Below are 22,095 nucleotides of genomic sequence, written 5' to 3' on the forward strand. Positions count from 1 at the left end.
TATTAGCCCCGGTTTCCCGGAGTTATCCCAGTCTCATAGGCAGGTTGCCCACGTGTTACTCACCCGTCCGCCGCTAATCTTCGGGAGCAAGCTCCCAAAGATCCGCTCGACTTGCATGTATTAGGCACGCCGCCAGCGTTCGTCCTGAGCCAGGATCAAACTCTCCAATAAAGAGTAAGATTAGCTCTTAAAGTTAAAACGTTGGCTAGTGTATTTTCAACACTAATCATTTTTGTTGACGTATGATTTGTTTAGTTTTCAAAGAACAAAATCAGTTCGTTTCTCACTTTGTCGCTCAGAAGCAACTATATTAGAATAACATTTTCCACTTAACTCGTCAACATTTTTTTCAAAAAGTTTGTGTATCAACTTTTAAATTATGTTGTTTCGTAAGCAGATTTTTATAATACCATCCGTCTTTTTTATCGTCAATAGATTTTTATCATTTTTTGTCGAAAAAAAACGTTCATTAGAAAATTCTAATGAACGCTCTTTTAATTAAGCTGCATTTTCTACTTCCTTCGCTTCTTTTGAGAAAAACCAACCAGCTAATGCAATTAGAACTAATACTATATAGAAAGTAATTTTCCACTCAGGTGATTTTGCAAATGTACTAGGAAGTACGGATAATGAAGGGTGTGATAATGTGTATACTGCAAGTTTCACCCCTACCCAACCTACAATAGCAAAGGCAGCGATTTCTAAACCAGGGCGTTTGCCAAGAAGTGTTACAAAGAAGTTTGCTGCAAAACGCATGATAATTAACCCAATTAAACCACCAGCAAAGATAACCAAGAACTTACCTCCATCCAAACCACCGATAGGAGGAAGTGGAGTATCTGGTAAAGCTACGGCTAAAGCAACTGCTGCTAAAATTGAATCTACTGCAAAAGCTATGTCTGCTAACTCAACTTTGATAACGGTTGTCCAGAAACCCGAATTCTTTTCTTGCTTTTCTTTTTCACTTGACTTCTCTTCAAGTTTCTTCTTAAATAGTTTCCTCGCAATATGATTAATGGCGATAAATAATAAGTAGATCGCACCTATTGCCTGTACTTGCCATACATCCACTAAGAACGAAATAACAAATAAGGAAGCAAATCTAAAAATAAAAGCACCTGCTAAACCATAAAATAATGCCCTTTTTCTTTCTTCTTCAGGCAAATGCTTTACCATAATAGCTAATACAAGGGCATTATCTGCTGCAAGTAATCCCTCTAATGCAATAAGAACTAATAATACCCAACCATATTCTAATAATAAACTAAGATCCAATTTTCGTTTCCCCTTTCAATTGAGAACTCTCCACCATGTACTCTTTTGACATTCCATATATATCTATAACGATTAAATCGGGTGTAATCATTTATTTGTTCATACACTCTCCCCCTTCCCAAATACTATATTTTGGTAAAGGTTAGAGACGCAAAAAAGACCTTTACCATTGATAGGTAAAGGTCTTGCTAACAACTAGTACGTTGCCAACAAAGCCGAGAGCGCGTGTCTCTGAAATGACGACTTTGTTGTAAAAGCTACTCCCCTTTAAAGGAATATCTTATTAAATTCTTATTATTATCATATGATGTTCTTGAATAATCGTCAATGAGAAAATTCTTGTTGTTCAAATAAACTCCTTTTCAAGATCACCCTGTAGCCGGAAGATCATCATTCTTTCTCCAGTCCGAGTACTAATATCTGTATGAAAATTAAGGACATTTTGACCTGTTATATTAGAAATTAGCTGTTTTAATTCACCTGTACCAGACTCAACTAAATCAGCACGTGTACGTTTTATGGATAACATCCCGTCTTTTGTTTCACACACCGAATACTCAGCAGGAGTTAGAATTCCTTTTAGAGATACAATGATCATATCTCTTAGAATATCTGCCTTTACAGATATTGAACCTCTACCTAAGTAGTCCTTTTCCCATTGAGTAATGGCTTTACTAATTTCTGCCTCGATTGAACCCTTTGTTTTCTTCATAACTCACCTCTTACCACATTATAATTGTTCCTTAAACATTCCTCAATTCTTCCTAACCTCTTAATAGTTTGTTCATAATTTAATTCTATCATTATGGAATCTATTACTTTATGAAGAAGGAAGGTTTCCATGAGCTTTAAAATCCCTGCACTCATATTATCTACCACTTTATTTGCAGCAGCATTGTTCCTAACTAACGATGAACAGGCTCAATCTACCACGAACAAGGAATTAACAACGGCAGCTGTTCAGACTACATCTAGCACTTCTTTTACTGAAGAGACTGCCTCCGCAGCAAATATGGTTGAAGAGGATGTTGTAGAAGAAGAGCAAGAAGTTACTGAGATTTTACTTGATGTTCCTTTATTGAACCAGATGGACAGTCCTAGATTATACAATGGTTGCGAAGTAACAAGCTTAGCAATGATTTTACAATACAATGGTCTTGATGTAACAAAAAATCAATTAGCAGAAGAAGTAGTTCGAACACCGCTTCAATATAATAGTGGTGAATATGGGAATCCTAATATTGGGTTTGTTGGTAATATGGAAGACGGGCCTGGACTTGGAGTATATCATGGTCCCATTTATGATCTGGCAACAATTTATTCGGATCATGTTATTGACTTAACAAATCAATCATTTGATGAACTATTAAAACAAGTAGCTCAAGGTCATCCTGTTTGGATTATTACCACCTCCACCTTTTCTCCTATTGACGAATTCGAGACGTGGGAAACACCACAAGGAGAAGTTACTATTACTTATAAAATGCATAGTGTTGTTATAACAGGCTATGATAATGAATCTATTTATATAAACAATCCTTACGGAGAGAAAAATCAGCAACTTGACCGAGAGTCATTTATTCAAGCTTGGGAGCAAATGGGAAGTCAAGCGATCGTCGTCTTATAACCTCAAAATAGCAGTTGAACTTGTAAAAAAGAAAATAAATTCATATTTAAAAACCCCATTCAATTTCTGAATGGGGTTACTTTTCACTATAAATACTTTCTGTGTATACTTTTACCGTCATACGTATAAAGCATATTTTTCCCTTCAATAACGGTTTCCATATGAATGCTTCTTCCCCATAACTGATGAATATACGGCATAACTTTTTCCAAATACTTAATATCAAGTTCAATTCCTTCGTATCCATGCTGGATATAAAGCTCACCGTTTTTCATATAATCGCCATCCGTTACCGTTAAGTATGGGAAGCCACCGTTTACCCTCATACTTACTAACTGATCTCGAACATTTTCCCATGCTTTATCAACAATCTTATAATCCTTCCCTTGCTTTTGGAATAAATACATATCCTCTCGCATAACAAGATCTTTCGTTAAATAGTTGCGGAGGAAGGAAATATCTGATTCTATTTCACGTACCTCAAACATCTTCTCTCGACCTGATCCAGGTTGGACTCCTCGACGCTTCATTTCCTCGGTCGGATTATTGTATCGTTCTTCAATATCCTCAAATATCTTCAACCCAAGGTAATATGGGTTTATTCCTGTTCGAGAAGGTTGAACAACACCAGCATTTAGTTTAGCAAACTCCAATGCTTCGCCACTCGTTAAATCCATCTCACGGAGAATTCTTTGATGCCAAAACGACGCCCATCCTTCGTTCATAATCTTTGTTTCTAACTGTGGCCAGAAATATAGCATTTCCTCGCGCATCATCGTTAAAATATCACGTTGCCAGTCTGATAATTCGCGACTATAACTCTCAATAAATAATAAAAGATCTTTCTCAGGCTGTGGAGGGAATTTCTTTTTTCTTCTTACGGGTTCTAGTTTCTTTTTATCCTTTTCATCCAAATTCCACAAATCATCATAAGGACTGACCGCAACAACATCCTCTTCGTATTCCACATCCTCCATGCTCCAAGCAAGTTTGGGCCTCATTAATGAGGGGTCAATATGTTCTTCAATAGCAAGGACGGCATCAAGAAACGTTTCAACCTCATGTTTCCCGTATTGTATTTCATACTTTCGGATTCTCTCAGCTGTTGCGGCCATGCTTTCTACCATGTCTCTTTTTGTATTTTGGAATCGAACATTATTTTTAAAAAAGTCACAGTGAGCTAAAACGTGGGCAACAATTAGCTTGTTTTGTATAAGAGAATTGGAATCCAGTAAAAACGCATAACAAGGGTTAGAGTTAATAACAAGTTCATAAATTTTAGACAACCCAAGATCATAGTGAAGCTTCATTTTATGAAACTGTTTCCCGAAGCTCCAATGAGAAAATCTTGTTGGCATGCCATATGCACCAAAGGTATAAATAATTTCAGACGGACAAATTTCATAACGCATTGGATAAAAATCGAGTCCAAAGCCAACCGCTATCTCCGTTATCTCTTCAATGGCATACTGTAATTCCTTCTGTTCTTGTTCACGCATTAGCTTTCTCCCCCTTTTTGCTCTTATCACAATGTATGAAACGAGAGAGAGAATGATGTACTATAGAATAGAAAAAAGCAGAACCCTATTGTTTTTAGAGCTCTGCTTTTCCTTATTTCTCTTCTTCTAATGTAATCGTTAATTCTTTTCCTGCACTATTGTCATGCGTAATCTTGACTGTCACAAACTGTTCCTTGCCATTCACCATTACTTCAAACCGAAAGGAATCCACTACCTTATTTTCAGCTAATTTCTCTCTTCCCACATACTTATATTCCACTACCTGCTGTCCAGGATAGTCTTCAGTAACAACTGCTGTTGCAATTCTCCCAAATTTTTTATAATCTAGACCCGGCTGCTCAGCATAAGTAGAAGAAAGTGAACCAAAAATGCATAAAAGAGTTATTATTGGAACAAGTATCTTTTTCAAACTTTTCCCTCCTTGTTTGTGGTTTTTATTTTTCCATTTGCCCCTCACTTTTATGTAATTCCATGACCTCATTCACTAATTTCATCCCAACATATTGATTCCTTTTCCATACCTCTGGGAAGCTAGACAAAGGCGGGGCACGATTGACCATTGGTGGACATATTTCTATGGTTAATGCTGGACGATGGTACTTGGTAATAAACCAATCAGTAAATCCTCCACCTGTTGCCTTTTTAGGGGGCTTTCCTAATTTATATCCGGTTAATTGAGCAATTTCTTCAGCGATTGAATAATCCCTTTGTTCATAATTCCCATTTTTATACTTCCAATAAATCTCCTGACCAGTTGAGTGATAGGCTACGGCAATAGAGGGTTGGATATTATCAATAAAAGTAGCAAGAGCTTGAGTCTCCCATGCCTCCAATGGTCTTTTCCCTTTATAAAATTGGTAAGTAGGTGTACCGGGCCCCCTTAACACTTTCCAACCTGCTGGATATTGGCGATTTAAATCAATCCCAATCCCATTTGCCTTCCAACGCGAAAAATTAATCTCACCTTCATTCATTAAAAACAGCTGATCAACAAAGAATAAAGGGATGTCCCGCTGCTGAATTTTGACTCCATCCGGATTAAGCATCGGAACAAACCAGATGGACACATCATTTAGCATGTTAGAATCAAATGATCCAATTTTAGCACCGGTAGTTAAAGCTCTCACATAATTTTCAAGCATAACCATTAGAAGAGAGCTTGTTAGCCACTCTCTGCCATGATGAGCACCAATGAGTACGACGTTTTTCTTTCCTTTTCCAACTTTAATTGCTGGAATATCATTTCCATAATAAGATTGACCAATTACTTTTACTTCTAGTTCTCCATCGTATGTTTCCTTTAATTTTTGAATATCAAATTGCATTTGTTCGTATGTGTAGGTTTGGTCTGAATTAACAATATTTGCAAAAGCAGATGGGCAATACAGTAAAAAGCAAATAAGAAATATCGATGTTTTCATTTCATCCATTCCTAAAATTAAAATTTCCATCTTTAATGTGTCTTGAATGGCATAAACCTATTCAGGAAAAAGATGAGAACATTGATATATCAACAGTGACAAGTTTTTCTGAGATTGTTTTTAACAGAAAATCATACACTATACTCAACTCCTTAAGAGGAGGAGAGAGAAAATGAATCATGTTGATTATGATCGAGCCTTGTACTATACGCATCGCTCTGAATGGGATAACTTATTAATACTGATGGTACGAACGAAGGACCAATTTTTAGCCAAAAAAATTGAGCATTTCCTTCACGCGTACAATTTTGAAAAAGATTACCAAGTGATTGAGAAACATTTATATTCTTTACTTCGTTACATCGACCATGCAAACGAACTTGTTGAAGCAAATGACGGCTTGCTTGATACAGTGATAACCATGGGGTAACTACCAGAATTCCACCAAAAAAACACGGTCAAATTGACCGTGTTTTTTATGATTTATTTAGAAAGTGCATTCATTTTATTTTCTACCGCTTGCATAAATGCATCTTCAATTGATTTTAATTTTTCTTTGCTTTCAGTTAAACTAGAGCCCTTTACGCCAAAATAAAACTTAATTTTCGGCTCCGTTCCTGATGGTCGAAGGCAGACCCATGATCCATCTTCAAAGAAGTACTTTAACACGTTAGAAGCAGGAAGATCGATTGGTTCTTCCGATCCTCCCTCATATCTTGTACTTGTTAGATAATCCTCCGTTTTTGTTACTTTTAAACCAATCAGTTCTTCGAGTGGCTCGGCACGGAAAGATTCAAGTGTTTTATTAATGGTTTCTGCACCTGATTTCCCTTTTAACGTTAATGAACGTAAGCCTTCTTGGTAATATCCATACTTATCAAAAATCATTAACAATGCCTCATATAGAGACTTGCCTTGCTTTTTGTAGTACGCACACACTTCAGTTGCTAAAAGAGAAGCTTGAATAGCATCCTTGTCTCTGGCAAAATCTCCAATTAAATAACCGTAGCTCTCTTCATAGCCAAACAAGAAGCTATGTTCATTCGTGGAATCATACTCGTTAATCTTTTCTGCAATAAACTTAAATCCAGTTAAAACATCAATTGTTGGAACACCATAAGAAGCAGCAATAGTTGCACCCAATTCAGATGTAACAATTGTCTTTAAAACAACTGCATTTTCTTGTAATGTTCCCTTTGCCTTTTTATTTTCTAGTAAGTAATGGAGTAGTAAAGCACCGGTTTGATTTCCTGTAAGGATTTCATACTCTCCTGTTTCATTTTTAACAGCAATTCCAAGCCGGTCTGCATCAGGGTCCGTCGCAATTAATAAATCAGCGTTTACCTTTTTTCCAGCTTCTATTGCCAATTCAAACGCAGCATGTTCTTCTGGGTTTGGACTTTTCACAGTAGAGAACTGTGGATCAGGCAATTCCTGCTCCTTTACAACCGTCACATTTTCGTAACCAAACGCCTTAAGTCCAGAACGCACCGGTTTATTAGCTGTCCCATGCAGCGGTGTAAAAACTACCTGTAAATCCGTTTCTTTAGCTAATGCAGGATTCTCAGAAATCGTTACAAGCTTCTCTAAATAAGCTTGATCGACATCTGCACCAATCATCTTAATTAGCCCTAGCTCTTTTAACTCTTGTTCATCACGAACCTCTATAGTTAACTCATTTGAAATAGCATCTACTTTTTCAATAACCTTATCTGCTCCTTCTAAGGGAAGCTGCCCACCGTCTGGACCATACACCTTATAACCATTATATTCAGGCGGATTATGGCTTGCTGTAATCACAATTCCAGAGAAAGCATTTAGGTGTCTAACTGCAAAAGATAACTCTGGAGTTGGACGAAGCTCATCAAAAACATACGCTTGAATTCCCTTCGTAGCTAATGTTTTGGCTGCCTCCATTGCAAATTCACTTGATTTATGGCGAGAATCATATGCAATGACCACACCTCTATCCTTTGCTTCCTGACCAAATTCTTCTATATATGTTGCAAGGCCAGCGGATGCCTTCCTAACCGTGAAGATGTTCATACGATTTGTACCAACACCTATTTCTCCACGCATCCCACCTGTACCAAACTCTAAATTTTTATAAAAAGCATCCTCTAATTCCAAATCGGATAGCTTTTGTAGTTGCCCCTTTAACTCTTCTGGGAGCTTATCAAATTGATTCCATGTATGTACTTTTTCTTTCCAGCTCATTTCGTCTCCTCCTGAAAGTGTTTTCTAACTTTATTATTCAAGCCAGACTGTGCGTTTCCCTCTTTTTAGTCGTTAGTTTTTGTGACAACTTAAGAAACCATTTTCATTATATATGTTTTTTGTAAAAAATACACATCTCTCCAAATTTTAAAATGTTACATTTGTATTATTTCATAATTTTTTTTAAAATTGGAAAGAGGTGAAGATATGAACGGGTTTGAACGAAGAAGGCTTCAAAAAATGGAACAGATTCGCCAGGCAGCTTTTTCTTTATTCACAAAGTACGGAATTCAAAAGGTAAACATTCACGAAATAGCAAAAAAAGCGAATGTTTCTCAAGTAACGATATATAATTATTTTGGAAGTAAGGACGAGCTCGTCTATGATGTGCTAAAGGATTATCTTGAAAGGCAAATTGACTCTTTTCAACAATTAATTAATAGTGAGCTTTCTTTTCAAGACAAGCTAATCAAATTAATTGAATTAAAGCTTTCATCCACAAATGAACTTAGTCCGGAATTTATTGAAGCGATTATCTCGGAGAATAGTCAAATTGCGAAGTTATTTCAAGAATTTGCAAACGAAAAATCTATGCCTCTCATTGTTACATTTATTGAAGAAGGACGAAAAAGCGGTGATATATCAAGCAGTCTATCAATGAATACGATTTTTTTTATCCTCCAAGCAATGACAGACGCTATTCAAAAGCATTCAGAAATCTTCCAATCTAACTCAAACAAGGATCAATTCATAAATGAATTCATTCATTTCTTCTTCTATGGAATTGTCGGAAAAAAGGAAGACTTGTGAGTAGATTAATATACATTTTTGTCCTTTGTAATTATAATAAATTCACGGTCAATACGCTTAAGGAGAATACTGTATGAAAAAAAATGACAAGCGCGAAAACTTGCTTTTCCTTGCTTTCGCTGCGGCACTGATAGCAATGTTTGGCAGTTTATATTTTTCGGAGATACGCCAGTACGAGCCTTGTGAACTTTGCTGGTATCAACGAATCGTTATGTACCCATTTGTCGTGTTATTAGGGATTGCAACTGTAAAAAAGGATTATGGGATCGCATTTTATACGATGATTCTGTCTGTAATTGGTGGGATGATTTCCCTTTATCATTTCGGATTACAGAAGCTCTCCTTTTTAGCTGATACAGCACCAGCCTGTGGGCGAATTCCTTGTACAGGGCAATACATTAATTGGCTTGGATTCATTACTATCCCTTTTCTGGCCCTCACCGCATTTATCATTGTGTTTGTTTGTAGCTTTCTAGTATGGAAGCAAACGAAGGAGGAAAAATAATTCTATGAAAAAAGTTCTAATTTTTATTGGTATTATCGTCGTATTATTTGGTGCATTAGCTATTGTTACAAAAATGCAAAATGAAGAAAAGGTAAGTGAAGATAATATTTACAACAAAGATACTCTTCACCCTGAGACAGTTGCTCAATTAGAGGATCCAAACTATCAAAACCTAATTCTTCCAGAAGATCTTCAAACTCAGTTAGATAATGGTGAGGATACAACCGTTTATTTTTACAGTCCGACTTGTCCACACTGTCAGCGAACAACTCCAATAGTTGCCCCTCTATCTGAAGAGATGGATATCAATCTTGTTCAATACAATCTTCTTGAATTTGAGCAGGGATGGGATGATTACGGTATTCAAGAAACCCCTACAATTGTTCAATATAAAGATGGGAAAGAAGTAGCAAGAATCGTAGGATACCACGAAGAGCCTGATTTCGAGAGCTGGTTTAACGAAAATACAAAATAAGTTTTGAAAAAGCCGACTATTTTTGTAGTCGGCTTTTATACTAATAATTGATTAGCTGCTTGGGTGTATGTGCTGAAAAAGCTAGTCTTGTTTTCTCTTGCATAGATAAATTCATCATAAGAAAATGGGAAAATAAATCCATACTCATGTAATGTTTCAACATTTTTTTCATACAGAGCTTGGTGATCGTATGATAAGATGCTTGATTCTAGAATTGATAGCAAAGTTTGAAGTGAAGCAATCACATGATATGCTTCCTTTAACGTCCCATCAAGCTGTGCAGTTTCATTATTCAGTACATTTTGATCCTCAAATTTCTTTATGTCTTTATCAGAGAAATACAAAGGAAAAATATCTCGATAAAACCTTTTTACAAGCTCATTTATTTTCTCTTCTTGGTCTGGTGTCGACGCAAAAACAATCTTCACTTATAACCCACCTTTAAATATCCTTTAGTTCTAATGTAAAATATAAATTAAGAATACCATAAAAAAACCTGTCTCTATGGTGGTAATTATCACCACGATTAAAATGATAGCTAAGAACGGAGAGTACAATGTTACAAACAAAAACAGTTGGAAAACAGTTCAATATTTGTATTCCAAAAGATTGGGAGAAATACACAATAGAAAGCTTATTTAAAGATTATTGGAAGGCCCCCAAAAAACTAGTCCATGAATTGAGAATGGAAAAAAACGTGTTAATAAATGGGCAAGAAGCAAACTGGACTACTCATTTCCAAATGGGTGATAACTTATCTATTCCATTTTTTCTACCCGAGCCCCCAATAGTCCAACCTACTTATATGGAGATTGACATCCTTTTTGAAGATGACCACCTTCTTATTGCAAATAAACCTGCTGGAATGGATACTCATCCAAATTCAGAGAAAGACCATTTCAGTCTCTTAAATGGCGTAGCATTTCATCTTCAATCAAAAGGAGAACTTTATTACATCAAGCATATCCATCGTCTTGATCGAGATACAACGGGTGCTGTTATTTTTGCCAAACATCGAATGTGCGGGGCAATCTTAGATAGACTCCTTGAGGAAAGAAAGATTAAAAGAACATACGTCGCTTTAGTAGAAGGGAAAATGAAAACAAGCTCAGGATCAATTTCAAAACCCATTGGAAGAGATCGTCATCATCCAACGAGGAGAAGAGTTTCTTCCACTGGTCAATCCGCTGTTACACACTATAAAGTACATACTTACAATGCAAAAAATAATACTACTCTAATAAGCTGCCAACTTGATACAGGAAGAACACATCAAATTCGAGTACATTTAAGTTCTATTGGTCACCCTCTTATTGGTGATTCCCTTTATGGAAGTCGTATCAAGCAGAAAAGACAAGCACTGCATGCTTTAAAGGTAGAGTTTACTCACCCTTTTACCGAAGAGAACATTGTATGTAAGGCACCGTTTGTTGATAATCCATCCATATTTCCTGATATGGATGTTTGATTGAAATAATCATAGAAGCGCCTACCCATTTGGTAGACGCTCCCTTTATATAAACGGCTCCATCGCCGATATTTTCCTTGTAATCTTTCCTTTCCCGAAACGTTTTTGTCCAAAACAAATGAGCAAGCCTATTTTTAGAAATGAAAAATGTAGAAAAGGACTAGAGCGAAGCCCTAGTCCTTTCCTGCACGATAAAGATTATTCTTTTGGTTTTTCAAGATCATGTTCTTCTACAAAAGGGACAATCACTTGTCCTTCTTTTCCAATCCTTAGTAATAATTGCATCACAATTTTAGATAAGTGGCTTGTTTTGTATGGTTTAACAAAGTACTCCTCGGCACCATTCGCTAAACCTTTGTCTCTCTCATCAAGTGCGCTGGAGATTATGACTGGGATTTGCTTTAATTCCTTTTTCTCTTTCATAAACCGCATAATATCCCAGCCATCAACGTTTCCTTTATCTAACATGATATCTAGAATTACTGCATCTGGGACCTCTTCCTTTAAGGCATCCATTGCATGGTCACCATTTGTAAATTGAGTAACTGTAAATCCGTTATCAAGTAACTCTTGTGATATTAGATCTAGCAAGCTCTCGTCATCCTCAATCACAAACACTTTGTAACTGGAAGCTTCTACATCTCTCATATCAGTGATGCTGGTTGCCTCTTTTTTGACAATTGGGAAAAAAATTGTGAAGGTACTTCCCTTTCCATACTTAGATGTAAAAGTTACATCACCTTCATGTGCGTTCATTATTTCCTTTACAATGGCAAGACCTAGTCCAGTCCCACCAATTTTTCGTCGGTCTGAATTGTCAACACGATAAAACTTTGTAAAGATGGAGTCCCCTACATTTTCAGGAATACCCAAGCCTTCATCTGTAATATCCAACCTTAATATTCCCTTTGCTTCATATAGATTAAGTGAAATATTCCCTCCATTCGGAGAGTATTTAATCGAATTTCCCACTAGATTGGTAAGTACTTGCTCAATCTTTTCGCGGTCTCCTAAAATCCAATCGTTTTCAGCATGGGAGGTAACCGTTATTTCATGTATCGATGTTGTACCTCTTAACGTATTTGTCACTGACTCAATAACTGGCAATAGTTCAAAATATTTTTTCTCATACGTATGTTTCCCCGCCTCCATGCGTTGGACATCAAGGAAATCGTTTATTAATGCGGTAAGTCTCTTCGCTTCATTGTATACAGTGGTTAAATACTTTAGTCTTCGGTCTGGCTTTAGCTCACGATGTAGCATAAGCTCTGTAAATCCTAAAATACTAGCTAAAGGAGTTCGCAACTCATGACTAACTGTACTGACAAACTCAGACTTCATTTGATCGACTTCAAATTCTTTTGTAATGTCTCGATGAACAATAATCGTACCAACTCGAATATCATCCTGAAATAGTGCCTCACTATATACCTTTATCACTTGATGCTTATCTAGTCGTTTATATATAAATGAGTTAGAGTTATTTATATGGTTCGTTTCTATTGCAGATTGGACAAATTGTAAAAATTCATCCTTCTCTTCCATATCTTTTTGCATAAAGGATGTCCAATCCTGAAGGACAAGTCCTACTAAATCTCTTCCATCCACAACACATTCGAACATCTCGCAAAGAGCCTTATTTACTAGCAGAACAACTCCGTCCTGATTAATAAGCTGAATCCCCTCATGAGTTGTATTTAAAATAGACTGATTCCTTAATCGTTCCGTTTCAGACAATTCATAAATATATACCTTCTCTAAGGAATTGCTCATTTGCTTTGTGATCGATTGTAATTCTTCAATCTCAGACTCACGAAACGCATTTCCAAACCTGCTAAAAACCATTATTGCTGTTACAACATCATTCGAGGAGATGACTGGCAAATATAAATCATAAGAGTACAATTTCCCCTCATGGTATCCCTTCTCTGATTCCACTATCTCCCTCTTAATCGTATAAGGTTGCTGATGTACAATTAAAATGCTATTCAAGCCATTGTATATGTTCTTTTTAAACTGTTCTACACCAGATGAGGAAATTCCATATGAACTATACGCTTGGTCCTCAAGCAATACGATTAACCCTCGATCAGCCTTAATAATTCGTGTCATGTGTAACACGATGCTATCAAGAAGCGTTTGCTTTTCAAGAGCATTTGTTAATTTGTTCGTTAATTCATTACGATTTTCAATTTTGTTCTTACTTTCATTTACCACGTAAAGGGCATTTTCCAGCTCAGATTGTTGCGTATAAAGCTCATCTTGCTGTGCTAATAACTCCTCATTTTGTGCTAATAGATTCTGTTCTTTTTCTTGTATAGAATGGAGCATCTTCTTTAAAGCGAAAGAAAGAATACCAATTTCATCTTTACGATGTGGATCAATAAAAATCTCTGAATCCTTTCCCTCTGTTATATCTGTTGCTGTCTTCGCTAGTTGGGAAAGTGGTGCACCAATATTTGTTAGCATTCCCCTGATAATTCTAAAAAGGAACACTAGGAGAAATATGATAAAGGCAAGAAACACATTTTGATAAATGGTTTGAGTTCGCCTCATATCATTGATGGCTGTATTTAATTCTTTATCAATTACATCCATGTATTCGTGAGTCAAATCTAAAAATTCATTGGTTCTTGTTGTAGCACCAAGCTGAGCCAAATTGATTAAATCATCCTGTCGCCCAGCCTCATAATACTCGACTGCTTGAGGAAGTGTTTCAACAAAATAATAATCCACAAAGCTGTTCAGCTCTCTAACATACTCCGTATCGTCCTCATTAGTTGCACTTGCCTCCAACTTTTTCGCTAGTTTTCTAATCTCAGGCTGTTGCGAGTGTGCTCTTTTTTTCAGTTCTTCATTACCGTAAGCAAAATATCCCCTAACATCAAATAAAGCCGTATTCAGTGAGTAATACAAATCTCTTGTAATTTTCTCTTTCTCCACAATAAGGGCTCTATTTTCAACATAGTCATTGCTTCGCTTATACTGAAAATAGAGATTTAAAGACGTACCGATAAGGATTAAAGAGAGAAAAACAATCATTAACTGAATAAATTGTTTTAATATGCTTTGCTTTTTTTTCGGGCTATCTTTCATTTAAGATATCCTCAATTTTATCTTTTAGCTCCAACGGGCTAAAAGGTTTAGCCATAAAGTAGTTAGCTCCTGCCTCAATCACTTTTTCCTGTTCATATTGTTGACTCTTAGCTGAGAGCATTAAGATTTTTACTTTCTTATCTTTTTGTCTTACATGTTCAATCACTTCTAACCCTGTTAACCCAGGCATCATATAGTCTAGAACGAGTAAATCATAGCTATTTTCTTCAAATAGCTGGACCGCCTCCGTTCCATCAGCCGCTTCTTCCACTTCATATTCTTCTTCTTCAAGAGTGTCTACAACAAGCATTCTTAATACTTCTTCATCCTCAGCTAATAATATCCTTTTCACTCTTTTGTCCCCCCGTATGTTTCCTTCAGAATATAATAAGAATCCTTTAGTCGTTCACTGTATACTGGCTGCTCCCATTTATTCCATTTATAAACTACAGTTTTAGATATGGCATCAGTTTTCCCTTCCATTTCAGGTAAAGCTGACAGACCCTTTTCTGTTGATACAAAAGCTGAAAGATAGATACCTTCAATATTTTTTGTACCCTCTAATCCACTCTTCCACATATCCCCAATGATTTCTTTTTCACTCGGATCCTTAATATTTAACATTAACCATGGAATACGCAGCTCGACCATCTTTCCATCCTCACTAATGCTTACATCTGTCAAAGAGTTATAATTTTCTTCATTAGGGTTCCCAGAGCCATAAAGAAGTTTTCCCGTTTCATATGCTTCAAAAGGATAGGTTTTCCCTGTCGAAGGAATCGTTAATTGTTTATTTAGCGCCAAGCGAATCGGATGGAACACACCATTTTCCTTTTCTGAAGGATACGTTTCTTTTGGTATCAGCTTTAACCGCTCACCATATTGATAGTAAAAAGAATCATAGTAGCTATCGACTGAAATCCTCGATTCCTCTTTGCCTGCCAGTGTGACTAAGAAATCAACACCAGATGTTGTTGACACCGATTGACCAGTACGGAGCGGAATCTTTTTTTGCCCTTGATCTCCTATCGTATCAAATGTGATATATGTCGGAGTTTCTTCTAAATTTATAGATTGTTGGTAATCGAGACGCACATATATATTTGCTGCATCAGAAGTTACATACATACCTGTTAATAAATTATCTTCATCCTTCGATTGTGCTAAAGGTTCAACCAACGACTTTCTCCAGTCATTGTCTTTTCCGTCTAAGGTCATTTCTTTTCCGAATAAAGAAGGGGAAAACCCTAGCATTCCAAACATTTGTTCATTCGTCTGTATATTAGACCAATACGGTCGACGGTCTGGATTATCGAAGTCCATTGTATTCCATGTTCGTTTAAACCACTCATCCTGCCAGGAAAATACGATTCCCCCAGCAAAATTTTCTGATACTATGGTTTGAAATAGCTTCTGATCAATTTCTCCTTGATCCTGTTCACTATGATTACCTTGATCCATTCCATGGACATTTTCATGAGTTAATCCCCTTGAGGAAGGCACTCCGTACTCAGCAATGACGACTGGCATTTCGTGGGCATTTTTCAAATCATGAAGATAACCTGCATAGTTATTCTTCTCTCCACTGCTATCTACATAATTCACATAATCTTCCTCAAAGTTTAAGAAGTCTGGAAAATATGGATAGACGTGATAAGAGGCAAATAAACCAGCATGAAATTGATTTGTTTTTTTAATATGATTGGGATCAACACTAACCATATCCTCTTCCTCAGCTGGCTCAGCCGGATGAGATAATAGATCGGTTGTTACCCAGTTGGTAAAGCTCATGGAATGTTGCCAATTATACGTTTCTGCCTCATAACTTGCCATCTCATTCATTCGGACCGCTAACCACGCTTCAAATGGAGTTGCATTCTCCGTAAAGAAGTAGTCTCCTTTATACTGCTCCATTCCACTATGGACAGTGTCAGTATTTAATACCATACCTGGATCCCACTCAATTCCGATAATATACCCTAGTACATAAGGGGAAATATCGTGAGTATAAGAACCTGATGCATGCCCTAGATTTTCTGCTATGTCAGCATTGCCATGAACGATATCAACGATGTCTCTCATTTCTCTTTGAAACTCTTCCACAACAGACGGATCATAGGCATCCTTTGTCTCTAGCAAAGTTTCTTCTGTCACCCAAGCACCGTGGAATAAATATAAAGGCTTCTTGGCTTGTTTATTATATTCGTAGAATGCTTCATAAAATTGTGGAGGGTGAATGGTATAAATACGAATGGCATTCGCATTCATTGCACCAATCATTTTAAACCATCTAAAGTATTCATCTTTAGAGATGGCCGTCTCACCGGGGAAGTAACCAGGTTTAGCTATCCCCATGTTAACCCCTTTAATAAGAAGATCTTCCCACTTACCATCCTTTTGGATTTGAATAGACTCTTCATCTGTCTTGCTATTAATGGAGGTTCCATTCTCCGTAACAAGCTCCACCACTTCCTGCTCATCGGATGGTTCTAAGCCGTGACGCAGAATTTGCTTCATCATTGGAACATACACACGCCAGTAAAAAGAATCTGACTGAGCGATTTCTCTCCAATTAGATATTCCCCTTGTCTGATAAATCGACGGGATATCCCCCTCATCGGCATAATCACCAGCAAAATAATAGGCAGAGTAACTAGCATTTTTATGGCTGATGACTGCAGGAAAGGTAACTGGAATCCCATTTTCTGCAAGCTTCGATTCGGCTTCCTTTGTTACAGATAAATGGTATGTTGCTAAGATTTCATCCGTATCTCTTGCGGAAATAATATCAAACCAATAAGAATAATCGGCATCATTTTTCTTATTATTAAAGAGCTTCTCACCTAATTCAGTATATTGGAAACTTGGGCCCTCACCCTTAAACTCATTTTTATCAATGACCACAATATAATCATTGCTATCCACAAATACGAGCCCTTCACCTGAAAAATTCCATGCTCCGTTCAATTTCTCATAATTTTCTTTCAGCCAAGTTGGAACCTCTTCCCCCTCAAGCTTAGGAAAATACCTGCCAATCCAGCCTGTCCAATCGACATTTAACAGGTTAGAAACTTTTTCACGAGCTAAAGCTGAAGTAGGACTAGCAAATGTATTAAACTCAGCTATAAGGGTTTTACCTTTATTTGAAAGTAATTCCTGATGAATGGCCTCTACTTCTTCCTCTTGTAATCCACCGTACAAATGCTTAGACCGTTCTCCCTGTTGGTTTTCTCCATAGAATTCCTTTTCATAGACCCCATATGAATCCGCCAAGTAAAAGACATCATACTGTTCTAATTCTTTTGGGAGAGTGCGAATTTCATACTCTTCCCCCTCTTTAGGAACAAAACCACTATAGCTATTTTCAATACTGTACCTTTCACGATCGCTAGTGACATATTTCTCATTATTCAAGAGCCAGGTTAGTCCGCTATGTTCTCGGTACGTTTGGTCAGGAACAGTCTTATCGAGAATTAATACATTTAACTCTTTATTTGATTTGACTGCCCATAGCCAGAAAGGACTTGTTATTCCTACTAATATGATTGCAATAAATGCAAAAACAAGCATTTGTTGTTTCGAGAACCAACTCTTCATTCCGATACACCTTTTCTTTTCATTTCTCCCCAGCCCTTTTCACCAACAATAATCTGCCAAATCCCCTCACAACGCCAAAAGACAGTTAATGGACGATACCATAATGTCTCTGTCATAGAGTAAAGAAATAACTTTACGATATGTGATACTTTTGGATATTTGCGTAGACTCCACTCTTCCAATAAAACAGAGGCCATAGAGAACAATGAACCATACAAACAAGAGAGAAGAAAAATGATAATAGCAAACTCTAAATAAATCCCGCCAAAAAACAAGGAGCATAAGACATAAATATATCCAGAGAGCTCAATGATAGGGCCAAAAAACTCAACAATCCAAAAATAAGGAAAGGAAATCATGCCGATCGAACCGTATTTTGGATTAAATGCTAACTTCCTATGTGCCCAAAGACTTTCAAATAAACCTCGGTGCCATCTTCTTCTCTGTCTACGAAGAAACTTGGTTTCTTCCGGTACTTCGGTCCAACATACAGGGTCTGGCACATATACGATCTTTTTCTTTACACCTTTCTCTTTAATAAGTCGGTGCAAACGAACCACTAACTCCATATCTTCACCTACGGTAGTGGTCTTATAACCACCCGCTTCTGCCACCCAGCTTTTTGAAAAAACACCAAATGCTCCTGATACAATCAAAAGAAGATTATGACGACTTAAACCAATTCTCCCCATTAAAAAGGCACGAAGATACTCAATGATCTGCATAATCACAAGGGGATGTTTTGATAGCCCCACTTCAAGTAAATTACCATTTGATATTTTACAACCATTGGCAATTCTTACACTTCCTCCAGAAGCAATGACATCTTCATTTGAAAGCATAATTGGTTTCATGACCTTTAAGAAAGCATCTCGTTCTAGAACGGAATCGCCATCTAGTGAACAAATATAAGGATAATGAGAGAAATTCAATCCTACATTCAATGCATCTGCTTTCCCACCATTTTCTTTATCAATCAGATAAAGGTTTGGTAAAGTACTGGACTGATATATTCCTTTAATATTTTTTGTTTCAACATGCTTTCGAATCACTTTTTTAATTTCCTTCATCTCATAATGACGAATCATTTTATTAAGACTGTTGTCTGTAGATCCGTCATTAACAACAATAATTTCATAAGTGGGATAATTGATCCCTAGCAAGGAACGGACACTTTGAATCAATCCTGCCTCCTCATTAAAGGCAGGAACGATAATAGAAATTGGCTTTGTATATAAGTCATTTAGATATTCATCGTACGCTTGCTCTTTATCAAGTTTATATTCTCTTCTAAGCTGAAGAAGTGATAGCAGTAATATCACTGAGTAAAAACTAATCACCAACACCATGTATATAGTGATAAAACCACCGAAAATAATGCCGATATACTCCCCAATCAGTTGTAGCATATTAAATTTCCCCTTTTTGAAGCCACTCTGCTGCAATATCTCTAGCGTAAGGATCGTGCGAGCTTTCCATTATCTTAATTAATCGTTCTCTTCCTTTTGGTAGCTTTGTAAATGATTGAGCCGCTTGGGAACGAACCCACCAATTGCGATCATGAATTAAGGTTTCTAAAATGTCGTACGAGAACTCCGAAGGAAAAAAATGAATTAACTTAGCAAGTAGCATTCTCTCCTGCCACTCCGAACTCTCCCTTAATCGGTAAAACTGTTCAATATCGGTGGTAAATCCAATAGATGCAATGGCTTTAAGTGCACGAATTCTCGTCTCTCCCTTATATGTATGGAATATCGTTTCCACAAAAGAGAGATACGAGAGCTCTTTTCTAATTGAAATGATTTCAAGTATGGACCATTGAAGGGTAGAATGGCATTCAGAAAACTTCTCAACGAGCAAACGGAAGGAATTTTCATCTAGTTTGAACAAAATACTTCTATAGTCAAAATCTGTTAAATCAGTGTATCTTTTATTCACAAACTCAAAAACTTCGTCGAACCGACCCATTACTGCTAAAAAACGAATACTGACAATCACTTCTTCTTTCGTTATAGAACGATTTTGTAAAAGCTGTCTCACATCATCTGAGAGCTTATACATATGAAAATCTTCAATATGATATAGGGCATTGATTCTTTTGCTCCAACTTCTACCTTTTAATACTTTTCTATACCCTTCCAATAAGTATTTATCTGCCATAGCTGTGAGAGATTTGAGCTCCATTGCTCCAACGACTGTATCTGAGTAGCTTTTTAATAACTCCTCCATTGCTTTCAAAGAAAAACGGTCTCGATTAGTCATCTCATAGACTTTTCCTTCAGAGATGCTTTCAAACAGAGAAATTTCTAGCTCCTTTTTTATCGTTTTAACCTTGAGGTTTTCCTGGTTTTCTACCGTTTTCCGAATAATTAAATAAAGCAAGATAAGTAGAAGTAACATTAGTATAAAAATGGTTGCATAAAAGAGAACGATTACTTCATTTGAAATCATCATTTAGTTATCCTTTGAATAAAGCTATAGATTCTCGCTTGAAGATCCTGAATACTAAAAGGTTTTGTCACATAGTCATCTGCTCCGAGTTTAAGTGAACGAGCAATATCCTGTTCATTTTTCCGTCCCGTAAGCATAAGAACATGGAACTGTTTTCTTTTCCTCCCTGACTTCACCCGTTGAAGTACTTCAGTTCCATCCATCACAGGCATTACTCCATCGAGAACAAGAAAATGCTGACCGGAAATTTCATGTCTCCCCGAGTCAAAAAATTCCACCCCATTTTCAAAAGAACAAATATCTAGATCAACAAATTCAAATTCCATACTTTGAAGAATTTTCGTTATCATCGTCCGAATAATAACATCATCATCAATGAGGGATACATGTAGAGTTTTCTTGGCTGCTCCAAGATTTAATTGGTTGGCACTTTCGACTCTTGCTCTCCCATTTTCTTTTGCTAAATACAACGCTTGATCAGCTGTTTGAATCACGGTTTTACTGTCCATTTTTTCATCTAAAACCATAAAAACCCCAGCTGAGAACGAAATATAAAAAGTTTTTCCGTTTTCGATAAAAGGGGTGTTAAAGAATTTCTCTAACAATCTAGTAAGAACATTCTTTACGTCCGTATCGTTTGTTCTAGGAAATAAGATGACAAATTCTTCTCCTCCGTATCGAAAGACAGAATCGGTCCCCCTTATATGTTCCTTTAAAAATTGGGCAAACGTAAGTAACACTTTATCTCCAACGATATGTCCAAATGTATCATTTACCTTTTTAAAGTAATCCAGATCAAGTACAGCTACTGTAAAATAAGTGCTAGATCTCTCAATGTCAACGAGACTTCTCCGTAAAGAATCGTTTAAAAATCTGCGATTATACACCTGTGTGAGTTCGTCAATCATGACGGATTGGTCAAATAACTTTTTTCTATTTAGTTGACGCTTTACACGCAATACAAATTCCTCAAGATCTAACGGCTTCTCTATAAAATCATCTGCACCAGATTCAATAGCCTTTATTCTTGTCTCCCGGTCGTTTTCAATACTAATCATGACAGTCGGTATAAACATTTTTTCAAGATGATGATTAAGGTCTTCCAAAAGCTGAAAACCATTTTTCCCCGGAAGATTAACATCTATGATTAAGCAATCAGGTTGCAGTTCATAAAACAATTCTTTTCCTACTTCCGCATCTGTATGCGCAACTACGATCCATCCCATTTCTTCAAGTGTATCCTTTAATAAGATGAGCATGGAGATATCATCATCAATCACTTGAATAAGAGGTGTCCCCTCATCTCTAGTAATCGGCTGAGAAACATCTACCGTCTCAAAATGTTCATACTGATAACTTAAATCCATTAACTCGTAAAGGAAATCACGTAGCTCTTGTTTCTCCCATTCATGCTTTGTATCATTACGTTCAATCTCGTTCATTAAATTTGTAACAAGAGTAAATAATCCACCTAACTCAATCGTACCAGCTGTACCTTTGATGGAATGTAGAAAAAGAAACAGCTCATCTTTCGTGGCAGGTTTATTGGATTCCTTCTCAAACCATATGGAAAGCTGATCCTTAATTTTTTTGAAAAGAAGGAGTTTATATTTGTCCATATTCATTACAAACA

At 36.7% G+C, this 22,095-nt stretch carries 19 protein-coding genes and 1 rRNA gene; 6 read left to right on the forward strand and 14 right to left on the reverse strand.

The features are described from left to right. The 3 genes from ACRX5O_RS22985 to ACRX5O_RS22995 all read right to left on the reverse strand — a co-directional run. Nucleotides 1-171: ribosomal RNA gene (locus tag ACRX5O_RS22985) — 16S ribosomal RNA — on the reverse strand; the annotation flags it as partial. Nucleotides 172-498: 327 nt separating this feature from the next. After that, nucleotides 499-1,275 (reverse strand): TerC family protein, encoded by a 777-nt coding sequence (locus ACRX5O_RS22990; RefSeq protein WP_433908076.1) that lies wholly within the window; start codon nt 1,273-1,275, stop codon nt 499-501. A gap of 346 nt (nt 1,276-1,621) precedes the next feature. Then, on the reverse strand, nt 1,622-1,987 hold the full coding sequence (locus ACRX5O_RS22995; RefSeq protein ID WP_433908077.1) for a Na-translocating system protein MpsC family protein: 366 nt from the start codon (nt 1,985-1,987) through the stop codon (nt 1,622-1,624). A 129-nt stretch (nt 1,988-2,116) separates the two neighbouring features. Here ACRX5O_RS22995 and ACRX5O_RS23000 point away from each other — a divergent pair, with 129 nt between their 5' ends. Continuing rightward, nucleotides 2,117-2,902, forward strand: a complete 786-nt coding sequence (locus tag ACRX5O_RS23000; protein WP_433908078.1) for a C39 family peptidase — start codon at nt 2,117-2,119, stop codon at nt 2,900-2,902. 86 nt (nt 2,903-2,988) lie between these two features. Here the strand turns inward: ACRX5O_RS23000 and ACRX5O_RS23005 are convergent, their stop codons facing one another. From ACRX5O_RS23005 to ACRX5O_RS23015, 3 genes are all read right to left on the reverse strand, one after another. Continuing rightward, the gene (locus tag ACRX5O_RS23005; protein ID WP_433908079.1) at nt 2,989-4,401 is read right to left on the reverse strand and encodes a SpoVR family protein; all 1,413 of its coding nucleotides are present in this window, start codon (nt 4,399-4,401) and stop codon (nt 2,989-2,991) included. A 112-nt stretch (nt 4,402-4,513) separates the two neighbouring features. Further along, nucleotides 4,514-4,831, reverse strand: coding sequence for a DUF3889 domain-containing protein (locus ACRX5O_RS23010; protein WP_433908080.1), 318 nt, complete (start codon nt 4,829-4,831; stop codon nt 4,514-4,516). Nucleotides 4,832-4,856: 25 nt separating this feature from the next. Then, complete coding sequence (locus ACRX5O_RS23015; RefSeq protein ID WP_433908081.1) at nt 4,857-5,843, reverse strand: M14 family zinc carboxypeptidase; 987 nt, start codon at nt 5,841-5,843, stop codon at nt 4,857-4,859. A gap of 172 nt (nt 5,844-6,015) precedes the next feature. On the opposite strand from ACRX5O_RS23015, the gene ACRX5O_RS23020 reads away from it, so the two are divergent. Further along, nucleotides 6,016-6,273, forward strand: a complete 258-nt coding sequence (locus ACRX5O_RS23020) for a YhdB family protein (RefSeq protein WP_433908082.1) — start codon at nt 6,016-6,018, stop codon at nt 6,271-6,273. Nucleotides 6,274-6,326: 53 nt separating this feature from the next. Here ACRX5O_RS23020 and ACRX5O_RS23025 read toward each other — a convergent pair whose 3' ends face one another. Then, the gene (locus ACRX5O_RS23025) at nt 6,327-8,060 is read right to left on the reverse strand and encodes a phospho-sugar mutase (protein ID WP_433908083.1); all 1,734 of its coding nucleotides are present in this window, start codon (nt 8,058-8,060) and stop codon (nt 6,327-6,329) included. Nucleotides 8,061-8,267: 207 nt separating this feature from the next. Here ACRX5O_RS23025 and ACRX5O_RS23030 point away from each other — a divergent pair, with 207 nt between their 5' ends. The 3 genes from ACRX5O_RS23030 to ACRX5O_RS23040 all read left to right on the forward strand — a co-directional run bounded on the left by ACRX5O_RS23030 (nt 8,268) and on the right by ACRX5O_RS23040 (nt 9,850). Continuing rightward, nucleotides 8,268-8,870: a TetR/AcrR family transcriptional regulator gene (locus ACRX5O_RS23030; protein WP_433908084.1), complete on the forward strand. Its 603-nt coding sequence runs from the start codon at nt 8,268-8,270 to the stop codon at nt 8,868-8,870. Between the two features lie 73 nt (nt 8,871-8,943). Continuing rightward, nucleotides 8,944-9,375, forward strand: a complete 432-nt coding sequence (locus tag ACRX5O_RS23035; protein WP_433908085.1) for a disulfide oxidoreductase — start codon at nt 8,944-8,946, stop codon at nt 9,373-9,375. Between the two features lie 4 nt (nt 9,376-9,379). After that, the gene (locus ACRX5O_RS23040; RefSeq protein WP_433908086.1) at nt 9,380-9,850 is read left to right on the forward strand and encodes a thioredoxin family protein; all 471 of its coding nucleotides are present in this window, start codon (nt 9,380-9,382) and stop codon (nt 9,848-9,850) included. Nucleotides 9,851-9,885: 35 nt separating this feature from the next. Here ACRX5O_RS23040 and ACRX5O_RS23045 read toward each other — a convergent pair whose 3' ends face one another. Next, nucleotides 9,886-10,278: a DUF5365 family protein gene (locus ACRX5O_RS23045; protein ID WP_433908087.1), complete on the reverse strand. Its 393-nt coding sequence runs from the start codon at nt 10,276-10,278 to the stop codon at nt 9,886-9,888. Nucleotides 10,279-10,406: 128 nt separating this feature from the next. Here ACRX5O_RS23045 and ACRX5O_RS23050 point away from each other — a divergent pair, with 128 nt between their 5' ends. Next, complete coding sequence (locus tag ACRX5O_RS23050) at nt 10,407-11,318, forward strand: RluA family pseudouridine synthase (protein ID WP_433908088.1); 912 nt, start codon at nt 10,407-10,409, stop codon at nt 11,316-11,318. Nucleotides 11,319-11,516: 198 nt separating this feature from the next. On the opposite strand, the gene ACRX5O_RS23055 is transcribed toward ACRX5O_RS23050, so the two are convergent. The 6 genes from ACRX5O_RS23055 to ACRX5O_RS23080 are packed head-to-tail and all read right to left on the reverse strand — an operon-like array spanning nt 11,517 to nt 22,087. Further along, nucleotides 11,517-14,414, reverse strand: coding sequence for an ATP-binding protein (locus ACRX5O_RS23055; protein ID WP_433908089.1), 2,898 nt, complete (start codon nt 14,412-14,414; stop codon nt 11,517-11,519). Further along, nucleotides 14,404-14,766: a response regulator transcription factor gene (locus ACRX5O_RS23060; protein ID WP_433908090.1), complete on the reverse strand. Its 363-nt coding sequence runs from the start codon at nt 14,764-14,766 to the stop codon at nt 14,404-14,406. The genes ACRX5O_RS23055 and ACRX5O_RS23060 overlap by 11 nt, the downstream gene beginning before the upstream one ends. Then, nucleotides 14,763-18,011, reverse strand: coding sequence for a hypothetical protein (locus tag ACRX5O_RS23065; protein ID WP_433908091.1), 3,249 nt, complete (start codon nt 18,009-18,011; stop codon nt 14,763-14,765). The genes ACRX5O_RS23060 and ACRX5O_RS23065 overlap by 4 nt, the downstream gene beginning before the upstream one ends. Beyond that, the gene (locus ACRX5O_RS23070; protein ID WP_433908092.1) at nt 18,008-19,420 is read right to left on the reverse strand and encodes a glycosyltransferase family 2 protein; all 1,413 of its coding nucleotides are present in this window, start codon (nt 19,418-19,420) and stop codon (nt 18,008-18,010) included. Before ACRX5O_RS23070 ends, ACRX5O_RS23065 begins: the two co-directional genes overlap by 4 nt. Before the next feature lies 1 nt (nt 19,421). Beyond that, nucleotides 19,422-20,465 (reverse strand): HEAT repeat domain-containing protein, encoded by a 1,044-nt coding sequence (locus ACRX5O_RS23075; RefSeq protein WP_433908093.1) that lies wholly within the window; start codon nt 20,463-20,465, stop codon nt 19,422-19,424. Continuing rightward, the gene (locus ACRX5O_RS23080) at nt 20,462-22,087 is read right to left on the reverse strand and encodes a diguanylate cyclase (protein ID WP_433908094.1); all 1,626 of its coding nucleotides are present in this window, start codon (nt 22,085-22,087) and stop codon (nt 20,462-20,464) included. Before ACRX5O_RS23080 ends, ACRX5O_RS23075 begins: the two co-directional genes overlap by 4 nt. Nucleotides 22,088-22,095: the final 8 nt, after the last annotated feature.

The organism is Robertmurraya mesotrionivorans (genome assembly GCF_050971805.1).
Classification (GTDB): Bacteria; Bacillota; Bacilli; order Bacillales; family Cytobacillaceae; genus Robertmurraya_A.

Bases quoted from the DNA above. Each gene is read 5' to 3' on its own strand.
- ACRX5O_RS23020 (WP_433908082.1), top strand. From the start codon at position 6,016: ATGAATCATGTTGATTATGATCGAGCCTTGTACTATACGCATCGCTCT.
- ACRX5O_RS23030 (WP_433908084.1), top strand. From the start codon at position 8,268: ATGAACGGGTTTGAACGAAGAAGGCTTCAAAAAATGGAACAGATTCGC.
- ACRX5O_RS22995 (WP_433908077.1), bottom strand. From the start codon at position 1,987: ATGAAGAAAACAAAGGGTTCAATCGAGGCAGAAATTAGTAAAGCCATT.
- ACRX5O_RS23035 (WP_433908085.1), top strand. From the start codon at position 8,944: ATGAAAAAAAATGACAAGCGCGAAAACTTGCTTTTCCTTGCTTTCGCT.
- ACRX5O_RS23005 (WP_433908079.1), bottom strand. From the start codon at position 4,401: ATGCGTGAACAAGAACAGAAGGAATTACAGTATGCCATTGAAGAGATA.
- ACRX5O_RS23065 (WP_433908091.1), bottom strand. From the start codon at position 18,011: ATGAAGAGTTGGTTCTCGAAACAACAAATGCTTGTTTTTGCATTTATT.
- ACRX5O_RS23080 (WP_433908094.1), bottom strand. From the start codon at position 22,087: ATGAATATGGACAAATATAAACTCCTTCTTTTCAAAAAAATTAAGGAT.
- ACRX5O_RS23070 (WP_433908092.1), bottom strand. From the start codon at position 19,420: ATGCTACAACTGATTGGGGAGTATATCGGCATTATTTTCGGTGGTTTT.
- ACRX5O_RS23075 (WP_433908093.1), bottom strand. From the start codon at position 20,465: ATGATGATTTCAAATGAAGTAATCGTTCTCTTTTATGCAACCATTTTT.
- ACRX5O_RS23000 (WP_433908078.1), top strand. From the start codon at position 2,117: ATGAGCTTTAAAATCCCTGCACTCATATTATCTACCACTTTATTTGCA.
- ACRX5O_RS23025 (WP_433908083.1), bottom strand. From the start codon at position 8,060: ATGAGCTGGAAAGAAAAAGTACATACATGGAATCAATTTGATAAGCTC.
- ACRX5O_RS23040 (WP_433908086.1), top strand. From the start codon at position 9,380: ATGAAAAAAGTTCTAATTTTTATTGGTATTATCGTCGTATTATTTGGT.
- ACRX5O_RS23050 (WP_433908088.1), top strand. From the start codon at position 10,407: ATGTTACAAACAAAAACAGTTGGAAAACAGTTCAATATTTGTATTCCA.
- ACRX5O_RS23015 (WP_433908081.1), bottom strand. From the start codon at position 5,843: ATGAAAACATCGATATTTCTTATTTGCTTTTTACTGTATTGCCCATCT.
- ACRX5O_RS23055 (WP_433908089.1), bottom strand. From the start codon at position 14,414: ATGAAAGATAGCCCGAAAAAAAAGCAAAGCATATTAAAACAATTTATT.